The following is a 16,771-nucleotide window of genomic DNA, read 5'->3' on the forward strand; positions in this document are numbered from 1 at the left end:
CTATATTTTTCCATTCAACAAATCCTCAATCAAAATACCATTGATGGTCATGCCGTTAATATTACAATCGGCTATGGCCACGCCTTGCAAATTACAATTATTGATGGTGCTGTGGCTAAGCTCGCAGTCTTCAAAGTGTAAGGGGCGTTGCTTAGCGGCGGGGTCATATGCCGGGTGGCCCTCGGGTGGCATACCAATGTTATGGATGTAGGCCCCGCCAAGCTGGGCGCCTTCAATCTCCAGCTCGCTTAGGTTGGCGTTAATAATTTTAAGTTTGGTAAGGTCAACATCATTAAAGCTGGCATTGCTCATTTTAAGCATCACGAACGTCGATCCGTCCAGGTGCGAGTATTTGGCATCAATTACTTTGGTAGTTTCGATGATGGTTAGCTTTTCGGCCTGATTATTTGTACTTTCCATGGTAGTTTTGTTTTGTTGATCGAATTTACAAAGGAGCCCGCAAATTGTAATGGCCTGATCAGACATTTTAAAGGTGTTTTTGCAACAATTGAGGCATTGTTGTGTGCAGGCATTATTATCTATGGTCGCATCAAACTATTTGGCAGTTACAACGTTAGGTTGTAATAAACCAATCATGAGACCGATATTTTTCACGTTAACCAGTAAGCTACGGCTGATGGTGATACCCGACACCGAAGCGCATCTGGACGGACACCCGGTAATTAGTTATACCTACAGCCTGTTTATTGACAGGGACAGGGGCCACGAGGAACAAGCTTTAGATAAATTGAGCACCCTGCATTTAGATAAAATTACCGACCCGGATTATTTAGGTTTCATTGCTTTTGAACAGCCCGCCAACGTATTTTCATATACAGCGGGCCAGCATGAATTAAGCATATCCGAAGTGGAAGAAGTAATTGAACTGCTAACCAAATTCAGAAATAACCCGCCACTTTGGCGACCAATTGATGATATGTAATTAATACAAGGCTGTTGGCAGGCCGTCAAGGCTAAGCAGGTTCTTCTCTTTTTTGTAAGCCTCCAATCCTTCAGGGCCTTTATTGGCGGCCCATTTGTAGGCCTGGTCGCGCTCGCCTTCATAGCTGTAATAAGGTACACTAAAGCCGCACAATGTTTGCACCTGGTAAACATCGGCCACTATAATTTGCCTGGTTGATAGCAGGATATCAAAATGCTGTGCCAGCTGCGGCCATTCTTCATCGTCGGGCAATACGGTATAGCCATTGCCATATAAACGCAGAATATTGGGCGGCCCTTCAAAAGCGCAAAACATTAGGGTAATGCGGCCATTCTCCAGGATATGGGCCGACGTTTCGTTACCGCTGCCTATAATATCCATGTAAGCCACTTTTGTTGCAGATATTACCTTAAAGCTATCTATCCCCTTGGGCGATAAATTAACATGCCCACCGGCGGCAAGTGGCGCCGATGCTACAAAGAACATTTTTTGTTTTTCGATAAAGGCCTGATGTGCCGGCTGGATGGTTTCAAAAAACTTTCCCATAGTGGTTTATTTTTCCTGTTAATCAAATTTAACCAATAATTGTAGTTGCCGGGCATTTTAAGTGTTAAGTTATTGTGAAAGAGGGCGGCCAGGGGGCAGAATTAAGCCGTTGATGGAGCTGTCTACATTTACAAAATATCGAATATCCGTCTTAACTCTCAATTCCCGCCTCTTGATTCTTTTCCTGCCGTTGCCTGCGGCCCGCGCTTTACACTCATACTACACAGGGCCTTAGGCGCCTGGCCGGTATCCGTTTCAATCGCTAACGGGACTGCGGCTAAACAAATACATTCAGGTAAATAAAGCTTACTGAGCGATATTTTTTGCGTGGGTCATATGTTAGTGGTTTGGATGATGGCCGACGTTATGCTTCAATGCACATATTTCGTTAAAGAGTCACAAGTGGGCCATGCTATCTGCCGCGTTTTTATCTTCCTGGTAATCAAGTACTGACAAGGTAGTGTCACCACTAATTTTTACCAGCTGCTGTAAATTTGAAGTGCGGATAATAAGTTGTGAAAGTTTGGACCGAATGCCTTACTTAAAATTCCTTCGTTCTCCGCTTGGTCTTTCCCTGATCCGTCGTCTAAAAGGCCAGGGCAATCCTTGCACTTTTTAAGTTTGCCCAAAAAGTCAAAAAAAACTTGCAGATTTCATCGCAAGTAATATCTTTGTTACCAAACTGCTAAATAACCTTATCGCAATGAAAATACAATCCATCGTCGCGGCCGTGCTATCGGCATCAGCCGCCCTTTGCCTTGCCGCTGCTCCGTTCAATCTTCAAGGCAAATGGACGGGCAGCCTGCTCACTGCCGACAGCACCGCCTACCCTTTAACCTACAATTTTACGCTCATCGGCGATTCCGTTGCCGGCACCGCCAAAAGTACGCTTGGCGAGTTCCCGATTGACCAAGGCAAGCTGGACACTGCCGGGCTACACTTTAAAGTTACAGTAAACGGGCTGGACGTGTACCACAACGGGACGGTGTATGCCGATTCCATTGGGATGAACATCAGTCTGAACGGCTCGGTGGTGCATTGCACGCTTAACCGTGCTGGTAACTAACAATAAAATTTCTCTAAGCTTTATCACGTATAACTATGTTTTCGACAAGACCCATAACGCTGCATGCGCTTTGCTTTGTACTTTTGTTTTCGTTTTTTACAAAGACAAACGCGCAAACCACCAACCCCTCATCCCAATTTTCATTAAGAACCGACCTGATCCCCCCGTCGCCCAATGCCGCCTCATTGGGGAAGTACGGCATCGTCCCAGTCAGTTTGCAAACGGGAATCCCGAACATCAGCATCCCCATTACCGAAGCGGTGGGCAAACAGCTCAAAATTCCCATAACGTTGAATTATCACAACAATGGCTTAAAGCCATTTGAGGAAGCAAGCTGGGTGGGTGCCGGCTGGTCGCTCGATGCCGGAGGCGTAATTACCCGTATCATCAAGGACAAAGTGGACGAGGATCAGCACGTAACCAACAAGTACCAGGACGTTGACTGGCGCTTTCACCAGCCGGATTCGATAACCCAAAGCTTTATGGAGCAGGCCATGTATGGCCTGTCTGTCGATCTGGAGCCTGATATATACGCGTTTAACTTTGCGGGGCATTCGGGCAAATTCGTCCTTTACAAAGGCAAGGTTTACCAGTACCCGTATCAGCAGTTGACCATAATAAGGGAAACCGCCGTCGACGGCTTTACTATTATCACCCCAGAGGGAACAACGTACCGGTTCTGGACGACAGAATTGACCAACTCTAAGATCACCCAGATCATTGATGCTTACCGGCCGTTTTATAACCCACCGGTCAGCTATACCTCAAGCTGGTACCTGCAAACCGTTACCTCGGCTGACACAAAGGATCAGATTTTATTTACTTATGACACCCCGGAGGTAGTGGCACAGGCCGGCCCACTTAGCCAAACGCTGAACGTTGACGTTACCAATTCCCTGCCAGGCTACACTTTTTCACAACTTGGCAATGAATTCCCGCTAAAGGTTGGCACGATCCGGCTTTCGAGGATCACTACTTCAAAAATGAGGATTGATTTTAACCCTACCACCTCAAAGCGACAGGATATGACCTCCAGCGGGTTGGACAATATCCAGGTGTACAATTACTTGGGAGAGCTGATCAACAAGTTTCAACTCAAGACAGACTATTTCAACGTCAGTGGTACTGCCGATACCAAGAGGCTTAAGCTTACCGGCATCGAGGAGGGGCTAAATCCGGCTACGCTGAAAAAGCACTTTTTCTTTTATAACAGTGATGTTGCGTATTCAAAAACAAGCACCGGGGTCGACCACTGGGGTTATGCCAACGGATCGTCAAACGGTCCGGTCATCATACCCAAACCGTATTATCCTTACGGTGTGAGCAGGGAACCCGATATCAGCTATTCAAACAAGGGCATCTTAAGTAAAATTGTTTACCCTACGGGAGGATCAACCTTATTCGAATACGAGCAAAACCTAACGAACAACGGGCTCAATTATGTCTATAACACTTTGGGGCCGAGCGATTTTATATCCAGGCCGGATACCAATACGGTAAATGTAATAACGTCAACACCCCTATCTTTCCAGGTTGTTACTGCCCAATATGTCAAAGTGAACTGGCAGCGCACCCCAAAAGATGTAGCCGGTTATCCAAACGGCAGGCTGCCTACCGACCCGACCAAAAACTTTACGCCTGATGTTATCATCACAGGATCGCAAACCTACAACTTTTCTATCCTTACAAATTCCGATAACGCCGGCAAAACCGATTCGGTTTTATTGCAGCCGGGCACCTATACCATGACTATTAAATGTGATGAAAAGGAAAATTATGTTGCCGGCTCCGTTAGTTACAGGGAGCGGACAAACCAGGTAATTGAAGGGAAGGCGGGACCGGGAATCCGCATTAAACGGATAACAGATTATACCGACTTTTTGGCCACCGGCACGCCTTCTTCGGTAAAGGAATACATTTATAAGGATAGTATCGGCATGTCTACAGGTGTTCTGCTGAATATTCCGGATTATGGCGGAAAGGACTACTGGGAAGGGCCGCATACCATAGGTGGAGTTACCCAGCCAACTCCGGTAATACATTATCTGGCGTACACCTCGGCCAACAGCAACGGATTGAGCGCATCTCAACCAATGTATTACAAAACCGTTTATGAAAAGCAGGTAAACGGCAGCGACTACCTGCTCAGCAGGAGCGACTACAATTATTACAATTCGGCCTTGGCCGGCGCAGACGTAATGCTGGTCAGGAAAACAGACTTTAAGAAGACAGGGAGCGTTTATAACAAGGTACTGAAAAAAGAATACAATTATTCGGTAGTAGGTGACAGCAGCTTTTTTGCCATAAAGCCATTCGTACAAAAACGCTGGGTAACCGGCGAACCCACAGAGCGGGTATATACCTATGATTTTTACTCGCTGGATTTGATATGGACAAAGCTTGATTCTGAAAAGGAGGTCAAATACTACAACACCAGTGACACGCTGGTAACTACCAAAACCTACGTATATGATGCCAAACCGCGTAACCAGGTTTTGATAACCACCAACGATTCCAAGGGAACCACACTCGTAGAAAAGAATAAATATCCTGAAAACTATGCGACAGCAGTTTCAGGTGCATTGACAGCAAGGTACGTGTACGCACCTGTTTTAGAGAAGCAATTGTGGCTGAAGCGGTCGGCAACCGACTCGGTGCTGACCAACTCCGCGGTGACCTCCTATGACGGCAGCCTAATAAAACCCGCCGTATTGTATGGATATAACAGCATGGCACCGGTTGCCAGCATGAACCAGGAAGCTAAAAACGGCAGCGGGCAATACCTCAATTTGCTAAGCAGCAGCACCGGGTTTGAACAGCGCATTTTAAACACCTACGATTATACCAGCGGCAACCTGGTATCGCAGGACATGACGGGCAGCGACGGCAATTCGCAGGTAAGCTACCTGTGGGGGTACCATAATAATTATCCTATAGCGCAGGTTAAAAACACTACGATATCATCAGTAGCCTATACCAGTTTTGAAGATGACGATACCAGTTGGCCTTATACGGCAGCAAGCGTGGTTATCACGGATGCCCGTACCGGCGTGAAATGCTATAACGGTACCATGACCAAATCGGGCCTGCCGTCAGGAAATTATACTGTAAGCTTATGGGCCAAGGGCAGCGGTACGGTAACAGTTGGAGGCGTGGCCAAAACCATAACCGCCAGCTGGCAGGTGTACGACTGGGCGCTTACCGGAGTTACATCCGTAACGGTAAATAGCAACGGGAACCTAATTGATGAAGTGCGTTTAGTGCCTGCCAATGCCATGATGAACACCTACACGTATAAACCGGAAGTAGGCGTACTGAGTATAACCGATACGAAAGGCCTGACCCAGTTTTACGAATATGATGATATGAAGCGCCTGCTGAACATTCGCGACCAGGATGGCAACATACTTAAAAACTTTAATTACAACTATGCCATACCGCAACCCAGCTGGGTTAATACGGGAGCAACGCAATGTGTGCAGGGCGTAAGCGGCAACACCGGAGAACAGCTGATTCAGCAAAGGGATAATAATACCTTAAGCCCTACTTATAACCAATACCAGTGGATTAGTGGCGGCACCAATACAACTGCCTGCCCTATACCGGTAACTATTTATGTAGAGATGTTTTACGGTGCAACCACTACCACCAATGGCAGTACCTACAGGCCTTTTATTTTTAAAGCTTTCTCTGATGCAAACGGCAGTGTACCTATTAATGTTCCGGTAAATTTATCTGTTAATTACCAGCAATCTACAACATACACTTATTATGATGGCAGGCCAAGCTATACAAGTATTGGTAACGGAAGTATAACTATAACGGCAGGTACTAACCAGGCAACAACGGCGTCAATAAAAATATCGGGCTGCCAGGGCCTCGATACAAAAATGATTTGCACCAATACCAACCTTAGCCTTCAGGCCGGTGATGGGTATCAAACCATTATTATAGACCCGTGATGAATCCCTGCTTTAAATTTATTTCATCACCACCTAATCTTAACCTCATGACATTGATATATCACTTAAAAAAGGGCCTGTTGTTTTTCACTGGCGCTTTATTAATCCCGCTGGCAGCCGGAGCCCAAACCACATCACAAAATTACGTGCGTACCCGCGCGCCGCGATTAAAAGTACCAACGGTAACCAAACTGGATGCCTTAACCCCGACAAAGGATTCGGTACAAACCACCATTGAGTACGACGATGGGCTGGGCCGGTCATTACAAACCGTGCAGCAAAGGGCATCTTTTGGCGGCAATGATGTTATCCAGCCGTTTAGCTATGATGGTTATGATCGGGAAGATAAAAGATATTTGCCTTACCCGAGTACTTCAACCAGCTATGGCAGCTACCGCAGTGACGCTTTAAATAGCGGCGCGGGCGTAAACGCTTTTTATAATCCCGGCGGAACAGCTACGGTGGACGGGAAGCAAAGCAACGGCATCGTGCTGACGCCCTACCCCTTTGCACAAACGGGGTTTGAGGCTTCGCCTTTAGGCAGGGTTATTGAGCAGGGAGCGGCAGGCACGGCATGGCGCATACAGGGCACGGCTGCAGAAGAAAGCAGCAACCACACCCAACGCAGTTCGGTTACTACCAATGACCAGGCAGCTTTCAATACCTCTAATGTGACCTCCAATGCGGGAAGCCATAAGGTGGCGCTTTATACCGCCAGGATCAATGCCGATGGCAGCCGTTCACTCTTGCGAACAGGCAATACGGCTACCTATGTTAATGGTCAGCTGGATATTGCCATCAATCGTGATGAGAACTGGATACCCACCGATAAATGTTTTGGCACTACCGAAACTTTTAAAGATAAGGAAGGCCAAGTGGTGCTGAAGCGTACCTATAACATTAAAGGATCGGCAGCCCAGATGCTGAGCACCTATTATGTTTATGACGAACGCAATCAGCTATCATTTGTACTGCCTCCCGGCGCCAGCCCGGATACATCGGGCGTTGCGATAAGCCAGGCAGTGCTCGACAGCAAATGTTACCAGTACCGTTATGATGGCCGGGGACGTTTGACGATGAAGAAAGTGCCTGGCAAAGGCTGGGACCTGATGGTATATAATAAGCTTGACCAGGTGGTGGGCACACAGGATTCGGTGCAGCGGATGAAGGCCCCACAGGAGTGGACGGTTACCAAGTATGACGCATTTGGACGGCAGGTTGTTACCGGCATTTATCAGCATCCGGGCAGTACGGCGGGTACCAATAATCAAGCGGTGGTACAGGCGCTTGTTGCCGGGGTAAGCACTTACTGGGAAACACCGGTTACTACCGGTAATGGGTATACTTCTGCCGCCTGGCCGCTTACGGTTACAACAGTTTTGGGCGTTGTTTATTTTGATACCTATACAGGTATTCCAAATTTCCCCACAGCCTACGTGGTAACCGGCAACACTACACATACCGCCGGCCTGGTAACCGCCGCCAAAACGTTGGTGCTGAATACCACCGCCGATTACCTGTGGACGGTAAACTATTATGACGAGGAAGGGAAAATGGTACGTGCTTTTAAACAGCATTATTTGGGAGGTTCGTCATCCCTTAATCAGTATAATTATGATGATGTAAGCACTAAATACAATTTTGTACAGCAGCCTGTGAAAGTTACCCGCACACATTATATGAAAAACGCGGGCGGGACCGCCGGGACACCGATACTAACCTCGACAGACAGCCTGGTATATGACCATGTTGGCCGGAAGCTAAAAACGCTCAATACGCTTAAAGACGGAACCAACACAGCGCAGGCCCAGGTTACCGTTGTTAACAATATTTATAATGAGATAGGCCAGCTGAAGCAAAAGCGGTTGCACTCGCTTAACGGAACAACATTTTTACAGAACGTAGATTACCGCTATAATGCCAGGGGCTGGGTTACCAATGTCAATAATGGGGCGCTCAGCAATGATCCCTTAACCAGTACCGACGCTAATGACCAGTTCGGGATGGACCTGAAATATGACGATGCGGCCATCCCACAGTATAACGGTAACATCGGCAGCGCGAAAACACTTACCGGGGCATTATCGGGCACCACTCTTCCGGCGCTTACCTATAATTACAAGTACGATAAGCTGAACAGGATTGTCAATGCCATCAGCACTACGGCAATACCTAACGACAATTTTTACAACGAGAACTTCAGCTATGATGTGATGGGTAATATGGTGAGGCTGAACCGTTATGATAACTCAAACGGAGTGCGTACGGTTATAGACAGCCTGAGCTTTGGTTATGTAAGCGGAAATAAGGTGGATAGGATAGATGATGTTGTGACGGGTGGTACAATTGGCTTTTTTGAGGCGGTAAAGCAGGCCGGTGAGTATACTTATGACGGAAACGGAAACCAGCTCACCGACCTGAATAAAGGGATTACCCAGGCTTACAATATCCTTAACCTGCCGCAGACGGTAATCAAATCGGGAGTTTCAGTTGCTTATATCTACGATGCATCGGGCCAAAAGCTGCGCAAGCTATCTACCAGTGGCAGTATTACCACCATCACAGAGTATATTGGTGGGATCCAGTATGAATATACAGGCACTACGCCGGTGCTTTCTTTTATCCAGACCGAGGAGGGAAGGGCGAGGAAAAGCGGATCGGTTTATAAATATGAGCATGATTTAAAAGATCATTTGGGCGATACCCGTATAACGCTTACCTGGAACTTAAGCGATGCTACGCAGATGACGCCGGTAATTTCGCAGCGCAATGATTACTATGCCTTTGGGTATACTATTCAAAGTTTAGCGAATGTTACAAGTCCTCAAAATAATTATCTTTATAACCATAAAGAGCTGCAAACTGAAACGGGGTATTACGATTACGGCGCAAGGTTCTATGACCCGGCAGTCGGCAGATGGACAGCAGTCGATCCTTTGGTGGAAGATGGCCAGGAAAGCACCTCACCATATGGGTATGTGTTTGATAATCCCGTTAGGTTAACCGATCCTGATGGAAAAGCACCGTGTTGTGGAACGGTTGCCCAAGGTTGGGAAGAACCCGCGGCGTATGCAGCATATTCTGCGCTAACCGCTGCTACCGTTACTGGAGCGGCGTATATTACAATCAAAATTATTACACATCCGCAAAATTCGGATGGTACTCCTGTAATGCAGCGTGACGAAAATTTACGAGCACCGATATTACAAGGTGCCAGCAACAAAAACAAACTGCCGGATGAAGCCATACCTAATACAGTAGTTACAAATAAGCCAGGGACAACATCAAAAGTATATGGCCCTGACGGGCGGGTGCAAAAAGAACACAATAAAGGCCATCCGGAAGTTCATACGCCTCCTAATGAAAAGAAAGACCATGTTCATGATCGTATGCCTAATCCCAATCCCGGAAACTTAAATAAAACAAAAAGGATGAAAGGAAGGCCTCCTAAACCAAATGAGCTACAAAAAGACAAAGCAAAAGCTGAAAGAAGACAAGAAGAGCAAAAACAAAAAAGCAGCGGTGGTGGAAGTAATAATAGTGGAGGTAGTAGCGGTGGAAGTAGCAATAGTGGAGGTAGTAGCGGTGGAAGTAGCAATAGTGGAGGTAGTAGCGGTGGAAGTAGCAATTAGCATTAATAATTTAAATAGATAAAACTAAATGGAATTTATAGGAAAAGATCATTCTCTGTTTGAGAAATTGAATAAAATATACATTGTAAGTTCCTCAATTAGGAGGTTTAACATATTCACCGCTGAAGATGATAATCTTGTTGTGGAAGTTGAGTTTAAGCTGCTTTACGATCTGGGTGCCATTTTAAAGTTGAGATTTCTGGGGATAAAAGAATATTCGTTTTATTGGAGTTCCATATATCACTTTTACAACGTGGAAACTTATACGCTTATTAAGAAAGACAATCTTTTTTATATTTGTTTTGATCCGGAAGATGAATCCTCGCTAGACATTTTAGAAGGTGATCAGAACTTTATTCTATTTACTGGCTTTGAAGGATATATAGATCGTAAATCAGTAGTATGAATATGAAAGTATCGTCGGCTACCGTAAGGTCTTGTCGCTGCCGCAAGCCTCTTGGCTTGTGCGTCCGCTGATAGGTAAACGCCATGCTAAGTAACGAATATGCCAAACCCGGATGCGTAATTCATCCGGCTGTTTTTGTATCCCGGCAGTTCGCGTAAAGGATGAAACGGACACCGGCCAGGTGGCTAACACCAGCTACCGCAAGCGTTTGTCCCCAGCTACCGCAAGCGTTTGTCGCTGCCGCAAGCCTCCGGGCTTGTGGTACGCATGCAAGGCAGGGTGCTTGTTGGATAATATAAAGCTGTAGAATAAACAGAGCCTGGCCGTGATGCCGGGCTTTGTTGTTTTAAAGTGCGGCTACATTCTTCTGAAAGAAGTCTTTAAACTTCTTCTTCGTGAGCATGGTATCGATCATCTTAAAGATCATAGACTTATCATCCGGATCGAGTTCCTGGATCAGCTTTATTTGCTCAACGGTCGTTTTATCTTCTACGGTTACTTCGTGGGGCATGCTGCTTTCCATGTTCACCAGTTCATCAAGGGTGATATTAAAGTACTGGGCAACCTTATTAAGAGCGACAACGGAAAGTTCACGCTGCCCGCTTTCTACTTTAGAATAATTAGAGCGGTGCATACTCACCAGGTCGGCGATCTGCTGTTGTGTTAAACTCTTTTCCTCTCTAATACGCTTAATATTGTCCCCAGCTACCGCAAGCTCCGCTGCCGCAAGGCTCCAGCCTTGTGGCCCGCTGATAGGTAAACGCCATGCTAAGTAATGAATATGCAACACCCGGATGTTTAATTTCACCCGGGTGTTTTTGTATACCCGCAGTTCGCGTAAAGGATAGAAACGGATACCGGCCCGTGGCCTAACGCCTGTGCTGTATGAGTGTATAGCCTGGCGCCGCTTCTACCGGCGGCGTACGCCATGATTTAAGTCAAAAAATAAAAGTCAAAAATGCGCGAACCTCACTATTCAAAATCTCCAGGCTTCGAATCACTATGCCCGTAGCTTAAGGGATGCTTAAAGCAACCGATAATCTTCGCTCCGATAAATCAGAGCTTACGCGATCCGGATACATCACTGTACTCGGTTTCAAAAATCCAACTCACCAAGGGGTAGTTGCTTCCCGAAACCCTCAGGGTCGTTTTACAAAGAGACCCGAGGGGACGTAAATGACTAATGACAGCGCAGCGAAATGACCAATGACAAGCGAAGCGCCAATGACCAACAACAGCGAAGCGAAATGACTAAGGAATTGCATCATTCATCCTGATAAATGTATATTTGATAAACCAACAAACCCTTACATGAAAAAGCTTATCCTCATCATTACCATGGCTACGTTAAGTGTCAATTGTCTTGCTCAAAAACAAACTAAACCGGTTTACGATGCTGCACTTGCCAAAAAACTGGGCGCCGATAAATATGGGATGAAAAAGTATATTATGGCTTTTTTAAAGGAAGGGCCAACCCGTTTAACAGATTCGGCAGCGCGCATGCAATTGCAAATGGCCCATTTAAAAAACATATCCAAACTGGCCGATGAAGGCAAATTAGTGGTTGCCGGTCCTTTTTTGGATGATCAGCCTATCAAAGGCATCTTCATTTTCAATGTAGCAACCATTGAAGAAGCAAAAACCCTTACCGAAACCGACCCGGCAATAAAAGCCGGTTCGTTAATAATGGAATTGCACCCGTTTTATTGTTCGGCTGCCTTAATGGAAGTGGTAAAAATTCACCACACACTTGAGAACGCGAACTTTACCGATTAAGGCAATGCAGGCTGACGAAATTATAGAACTACTTAAGCAACAGGCCAACCCAACCTATCTTACCGGTATGCAGCGTTTTGGTATAGACAGTTCCAGGGCTCTTGGCGTTAAACTCCCTGCTGTACGCAAATTGGCTAAAGGGTTAAAAAAAGACCACTTGCTTGCACAGCAACTCTGGGATACCGGCATTCATGAGGCGCGAATTATGGCCTCGCTGGTTGACGACCCGGCATGCGTTACCGAACAACAAATAGATAGCTGGACAAAAGATTTTTATTCGTGGGACCTGTGCGACCAGGTATGCGGAAACCTTTTTGACCGGACATCTTTTGCTGTTGCCAAGGCCATTGAGTTTAGCGCCCGGGAAGAAGAGTTTGTTAAACGCGCGGGTTTTGTTTTAATGGCCGAATACGCTGTACATAGCAAAAAAGCCGCCGACGATATCTTTATACCTTTTTTTGCCATTATGGAGCGTGAGGCCTGGGACAGCCGCAATTTTGTTAAAAAGGCCATAAACTGGGCCCTGCGACAAATAGGAAAAAGAAACAGCACGTTAAAAGCCGTGGCAATTGCCGCCGCCAACCGTATTGCAAATCAAAATTACAAATCGGCCAAATGGATTGCCTCCAATGCCCTGGCCGAGTTGATAATTGATAAAAATTCTTTAAAAAAATATAAACCCTCATAAAAAACAGGACATAAGCCTAAAAACCGGCCATTCTTTCGGTTTTTTGCGATAATTTTTATTATTTATTAAAAATTTCAGGCCAGCAAAGTATTATCGCATTCCATTTTAGCGTTTAAAGTGCAAAAAATACACTTCCCGTTACCGTTAAAGGAGGTTATTTAACAATATCTCCCTTATAAATACCTGAATTTCCGGTGCGCAATTTTTATTTTGTAATTATCAGTATCAGAGTGATTTATATGATACCAAATACTATATTTGAAATCCCATAATTGTTCAAAAAAAATAGTGGTTTGGTTAAACGTAAACAACCAAAGGTTGTAAATAAAGTTATTTTATAATTATGGCACATATTTTATTAATAGCATGTTGCATTAACTAAATAAAGGGGCTATTTTATAGTATTAGTATGAGTTTTTCTGAAGGGCACAAATTTTCTGACGATAGCAAGCAACACCTTGCCCAAATCATCGATAATATAAATGCCGGCATTTGGGAATACAACATTACAACAAAAAACATCAAATGGTCGGTAGGGTTTTACACCGTTTTGGGATACGAGCCGGACGAAATAGAATGTTCGAACCATATATTTTTTGAACATTTACTATATCACCAGGATAAACCTGCTTTTTTAACAGCGCTGAACAACCAACCTTCAACTTCAACCCAACCACTACAAATCAGGCTACTCACTAAGCAGTCGGGCTATCATTGGTTTGAGAGTACGGTAAAAAAATACAATGACGAAACCGGGCAAATCATTTACGGATCGATCATTAATATTAACCAGTATAAACAGGCTCAGATACAGGCGGCGCACAATGATTTAGTTTATAGCGAGGCCCTTAAAATTGCCAAATTGGGCAGTTGGGAGCTGAACGCACTTACCATGGGCCTATCTTTATCAAAGCAGTTTTATGATATTTATGAGTTGCAAAACCATGTTAAGCTTTCACTGGATGAGGTTATCAGCTTTTTTGAACCGCCGCACCGCCCGGTGATTAAAAACGCTATTGACAATGCAATAGAATATTGCCAGCCTTATGACCTGGAATTGCTTTTCCGATCGGCAAAAAACAATGTAATTTGGGTAAGGGCCAAAGGGATACCCATTATTAATGATTTTGGCAAATGCATTACCATAAGGGGAATTATACAGGATATTGATAATAAAAAACGCAAGAACCTGGCGTTGGAATCGTCGTTAAATTTATTGACAGACCAAAACAGGCGCCTGCAAAATTTCGCTTACATTGTATCACATAACCTTCGGTCGCATGCAGGCAATTTACAGTTCATGGTAACACTACATGATGAAACCGAGCTTCCTGACGACAGGGCCGAAATTTTGTCGCATATTAAATCAATCAGCGATAGCCTAAGTGCTACAATTGAGCATTTAAACGAGATAGTTCAAATTCAAACCGAAATTACCAATGAGCGGACGGTGGTTGATTTTGAGACAGTATTTAAAAATATCATATCGGCATTAAAAAGCAATATCGACACGCTTGAAGCCACCATAACCTACGATTTTAGTAAATGCCCGCAAATACATTACATCCCGGCTTATATGGAGAGTATTTTACAAAATCTGCTCACCAACGCGCTTAAATACAGTTCGCCTGAGCGAAAGCCTCTTATAAAATGCCACACCATAAAAGAACGGAATCATATTTACCTCTTTTTTGAAGACAATGGTATCGGCATTGATATGGAGCGATACGGCGATAAAATGTTTGGCATGTACAAAACCTTTCATCAAAACCCCGACGCAAAAGGTATTGGGCTATTTATAACCCGCAACCAGATAGAGGCATTGGGCGGCACTATAAAAGTGGACAGCACCGTAAACATTGGCACAAAATTTACTATTAGGCTGGTATAAATAATACCAATAGCAGATGACAGCAGAGAAGGATCCCGTGGGGGTGTGCTTAATTGACGATGATCAGGTTTATACTTTCGGATTTAAAAAACTAATCAATTTAAGGGGGCTTAATAGCCAGGTAATTAATTTTTGCGACGGAAGCCAGGCCATTACCTGGCTAACAAACCCGCATAACAGCCACAATTTACCAGATGTAATATTCCTGGATATTAATATGCCCAACATGGATGGCTGGGATTTTATGCGGAAATTTGCGGAAATAAAATCCCAATTGAGCAAAAAAATCACGGTATACATGCTCAGCTCATCTATCGACCTGAATGATATTTACCGGGCAAAAAAAATTGCTGATGTAGCAGATTATATTTTTAAGCCGATAAATGAATATCAGCTGCGCGCAATCATAAACGTACTCCGGGAACAGGATGCTGCTTCAAATATAAGTAAGTATAAAGCTTAATGATTTACGTATGACATAGAATTCGTATTCGTTGATTAAATCAACGAATACGAATAATTTTCATTTTTCAGACAGCTTTTTAGTCTAAAAAGCACTTACTATATTAATATTATGCTTGTTATTCGATATAACTTTCTAATATTTTAAAGCCACCGGTGGTCTTCAGTTCAATTTTATCAATGCTTTTGGGCAGCAGGATGCACTCGCCCATTTTTACCGGGTAGGTTTCGCCGTTATAGGTTACGTTATAAGCGCCTTCAACGCAAACATGTACCACAAACGAATCAAGCGCCGAATAATCTTTCGCGGTGCTTTTGTCAAAATCAAGTATGTTGGTAGTAAAGTAAGGGCAGGTTACCAAATGAACGGTTTCGTCTTTTTGCGGCTGGTATATGGTTTTATATTCCGGGTAGTGTTTGTAATCAATAGCAGCCAATGCTTCCTGGGTATGTAGCTCACGTTTATTGCCTTTATCATCTACCCTGTCAAAATCGTAAATGCGGTACGTGATATCGGATGTTTGCTGAATTTCGGCAATTAGCAAACCTTTGCCTATGGTATGTACCCGACCGGCTGGTAAAAAGAATACATCGCCGGCGGCAACATCCTCTTTATTCAATATATCCATAATATGGCCGCTGTTTAACGCGTCTACATACTTCTGCTCCGTCATCTCCTGGTTAAAACCGGCTATCAGCGTCGAGCCCGGGTCGGCTTCAATAACATACCACATTTCGGTTTTGCCGAATGAGTTATGGCGTTCCCTGGCCAGTTTATCATCCGGGTGTACCTGTACCGACAGGTCGTCATTGGCATCAATAAATTTAATCAGCAAAGGAAAAATATTACCAAAATGGTCGTAAACCTTTTTACCAACCAACTCGTCTTTATATTGCTCCAATAAATCAGCCAATGATTCGCCATCCAGCACGCCGCCATTTACCACAGATACATCCGATTTTACGCCCGATAACTCCCAGGTTTCACCACAGTTTGGCAAATCGCCATAATCTTTATGCAGATAGGTTTTGATTTTTTGACCGCCCCAGATTTTATCTTTATATATGGTTTTAAACTTTAAAGGATATAATGCCGACATAGTAGTTTGTTGCTTTTGCCCGCTAAGTTAAAAGTTTAATATAAAAAGCCCCAAATAACTTTTAAATCGGCAGGGAGTAATGGCTTTTAATGCAGAGATAAGCAAACTATCAATATCGAATACCGGTGATTGCGAGTATCCACCAGCCCTGCTGGAAAAAATAGTAATGACGACTATGGATACCACAACCTCCTCTATACCGTCATTATAAGGCACGAAGCAATCCCGAACTATGTGGGACTAAGCACGTAGGGGATTGCTTCGAGCCTCGCAATGACGGTAGTTTAGAACATTCGTTT

The 16,771-nt window shown here is 44.5% G+C and carries 13 protein-coding genes; 9 read left to right on the top strand and 4 right to left on the bottom strand.

All coding sequences use genetic code 11. From position 1 onward, the window contains the following. The gene (locus BMX56_RS24715; protein WP_177183908.1) at positions 1-420 is read right to left on the bottom strand and encodes a pentapeptide repeat-containing protein; all 420 of its coding nucleotides are present in this window, start codon (positions 418-420) and stop codon (positions 1-3) included. 175 nt (positions 421-595) lie between these two features. On the opposite strand from BMX56_RS24715, the gene BMX56_RS24720 reads away from it, so the two are divergent. Beyond that, the gene (locus BMX56_RS24720) at positions 596-943 is read left to right on the top strand and encodes a hypothetical protein (RefSeq protein WP_090652374.1); all 348 of its coding nucleotides are present in this window, start codon (positions 596-598) and stop codon (positions 941-943) included. Here the strand turns inward: BMX56_RS24720 and BMX56_RS24725 are convergent, their stop codons facing one another. Further along, positions 944-1,489, bottom strand: coding sequence for a pyridoxamine 5'-phosphate oxidase family protein (locus BMX56_RS24725; protein WP_090652375.1), 546 nt, complete (start codon positions 1,487-1,489; stop codon positions 944-946). Positions 1,490-2,192: 703 nt separating this feature from the next. Here BMX56_RS24725 and BMX56_RS24730 point away from each other — a divergent pair. From BMX56_RS24730 to BMX56_RS24745, 4 genes are read left to right on the top strand one after another with little or no spacing between them, the layout of a single operon-like run. After that, entirely contained in the window at positions 2,193-2,555 is a 363-nt protein-coding gene (locus tag BMX56_RS24730; RefSeq protein ID WP_090652376.1) for a hypothetical protein, read from the top strand. A 35-nt stretch (positions 2,556-2,590) separates the two neighbouring features. Then, positions 2,591-6,517 (top strand): hypothetical protein, encoded by a 3,927-nt coding sequence (locus tag BMX56_RS24735; RefSeq protein WP_090652377.1) that lies wholly within the window; start codon positions 2,591-2,593, stop codon positions 6,515-6,517. Positions 6,518-6,564: 47 nt separating this feature from the next. Continuing rightward, entirely contained in the window at positions 6,565-10,149 is a 3,585-nt protein-coding gene (locus BMX56_RS24740; protein ID WP_177183909.1) for a DUF6443 domain-containing protein, read from the top strand. Between the two features lie 28 nt (positions 10,150-10,177). Further along, the gene (locus BMX56_RS24745; protein WP_090652379.1) at positions 10,178-10,555 is read left to right on the top strand and encodes a hypothetical protein; all 378 of its coding nucleotides are present in this window, start codon (positions 10,178-10,180) and stop codon (positions 10,553-10,555) included. Between the two features lie 346 nt (positions 10,556-10,901). Here BMX56_RS24745 and BMX56_RS24750 read toward each other — a convergent pair whose 3' ends face one another. Further along, positions 10,902-11,363, bottom strand: a complete 462-nt coding sequence (locus tag BMX56_RS24750) for a helix-turn-helix domain-containing protein (RefSeq protein ID WP_218152484.1) — start codon at positions 11,361-11,363, stop codon at positions 10,902-10,904. Positions 11,364-11,866: 503 nt separating this feature from the next. Between BMX56_RS24750 and BMX56_RS24755 the strand changes: the two genes are divergently transcribed. The 4 genes from BMX56_RS24755 (at position 11,867) to BMX56_RS24770 (ending at position 15,373) form a co-directional block, all read left to right on the top strand. Continuing rightward, positions 11,867-12,331, top strand: a complete 465-nt coding sequence (locus tag BMX56_RS24755) for a YciI family protein (protein ID WP_090652380.1) — start codon at positions 11,867-11,869, stop codon at positions 12,329-12,331. A gap of 4 nt (positions 12,332-12,335) precedes the next feature. Further along, entirely contained in the window at positions 12,336-13,019 is a 684-nt protein-coding gene (locus tag BMX56_RS24760) for a DNA alkylation repair protein (protein WP_090652381.1), read from the top strand. 409 nt (positions 13,020-13,428) lie between these two features. Next, positions 13,429-14,910, top strand: a complete 1,482-nt coding sequence (locus BMX56_RS24765) for a PAS domain-containing sensor histidine kinase (RefSeq protein WP_090652382.1) — start codon at positions 13,429-13,431, stop codon at positions 14,908-14,910. 16 nt (positions 14,911-14,926) lie between these two features. Beyond that, positions 14,927-15,373, top strand: coding sequence for a response regulator (locus BMX56_RS24770; RefSeq protein ID WP_090652383.1), 447 nt, complete (start codon positions 14,927-14,929; stop codon positions 15,371-15,373). A gap of 118 nt (positions 15,374-15,491) precedes the next feature. On the opposite strand, the gene BMX56_RS24775 is transcribed toward BMX56_RS24770, so the two are convergent. Further along, complete coding sequence (locus BMX56_RS24775; RefSeq protein ID WP_090652384.1) at positions 15,492-16,472, bottom strand: type I phosphomannose isomerase catalytic subunit; 981 nt, start codon at positions 16,470-16,472, stop codon at positions 15,492-15,494. Positions 16,473-16,771: the final 299 nt, after the last annotated feature.

The organism is Mucilaginibacter sp. OK283, from assembly GCF_900110415.1.
Lineage (GTDB): Bacteria > Bacteroidota > Bacteroidia > Sphingobacteriales > Sphingobacteriaceae > Mucilaginibacter.